This window comes from Shewanella benthica KT99 (genome assembly GCF_000172075.1).
Classification (GTDB): Bacteria; Pseudomonadota; Gammaproteobacteria; order Enterobacterales; family Shewanellaceae; genus Shewanella; species Shewanella benthica_A.
In genome coordinates, this window is the sequence record NZ_ABIC01000103.1 from 1 (window position 1) to 1152 (window position 1152).

1 protein-coding gene and 1 pseudogene are annotated in these 1152 nt (G+C 46.1%); both read right to left on the bottom strand.

Going from position 1 to position 1152, the window contains the following annotated elements; all coding sequences use genetic code 11:
• Positions 1 to 178 precede the first annotated feature (178 nt).
• Positions 179 to 646: pseudogene (locus tag KT99_RS23340) on the bottom strand (IS66 family transposase); the annotation flags it as partial.
• A 34-nt stretch (positions 647 to 680) separates the two neighbouring features.
• The coding region (locus KT99_RS23345) for an IS66 family transposase (RefSeq protein WP_005503842.1) at positions 681 to 1152 on the bottom strand (472 nt) is incomplete at its 5' end.

Below are 1152 nucleotides of genomic sequence, written 5' to 3' on the forward strand. Positions count from 1 at the left end.
TACAGAACTCACCAGCTATTGTGAACACTTGGGTAAGCGACGACGGCACTTTGCTCACTGCTGTGATTACTTACAAACGAGCTGATAATTAAAGATCTTTACGTTTCATTCAGACCTCCATCTTGGGTTTGACTTTTGTGCTGCCTGAAATTCATAATTTTGAACAAAAAGTGACTATTTACCTCCTGGATAACAAAGCTACGTAAGCGTCCGGCGAACTACGCCTTGCCCAGTTTTTACGCCCTATCACAAACGGTTTTACTGCGCGTTCGGCGCGATTATTGTCAATGTTGAGTCGACCATCTTCTAGGTAACGGCTGAGCTTTGGCCATTGATTGATAGTGTAATGGATGGCTCGACCCAAGGCACTTTGCTTCGACACTTGTTGCACCGATTTATCCAGCCATTGCTTCAATGTCGTCAGTTGGGCGCTTGAATGCGTACGCCTAAAATACAGCCGTTCTTTAACTTTGAATTTACGCCGCGCATGTGCCCAACAACCCACAAGTTTGTCATTGGCCCGTTGGTAAGCTGCATAGCCATCGACCTGTAAATAGCCATTAAACACGGTGTGCTCAGTGGCAAGAAAACCACTCACGCAAGTGCTCGCGCGGCTACCACCTTGATAGTCGTACAGAACGATGCTGTTTACACCTTTATATCTAGGCTCGAGACTCGGCCTATCCGCACCTGAGCAATAGACCCATCACCCGTTCATCGTTAATCACTTTGAGCGTGGTCTCATCGGCGTGCAGTACACCTTGCGTTAATAGGTGTTGGTGCAGTAAATCATATAAGGGTTTAAACAAGGCGGCTGATTTCATCATCCAGTCTGACATCGTTTGACGACTTAATTCGATACCATACTGTTTAAATAAAGTTTCTTGTCGATAAAGCGGTAAGGCGTACTGATATTTACTGGTGATGAGCTGGCTCAATAGGCTTGGCGTGGCAAAACCTTTTGGAGCAGGCACGGGGGCTTGTTTGATGTTAGCTTGCGTCCCTTTAGTGTCGCAATGCTTGCAGCGGTATTTTAACCTAACATGCTCAATGACACTGATTTGTGCGGGAACAAACTTAAGTTTCTCGCTGCTATCTTGCTCCATCAAGGTCAACTGATGACCACAAGCACACTGTTTATCCGCTTCGCTA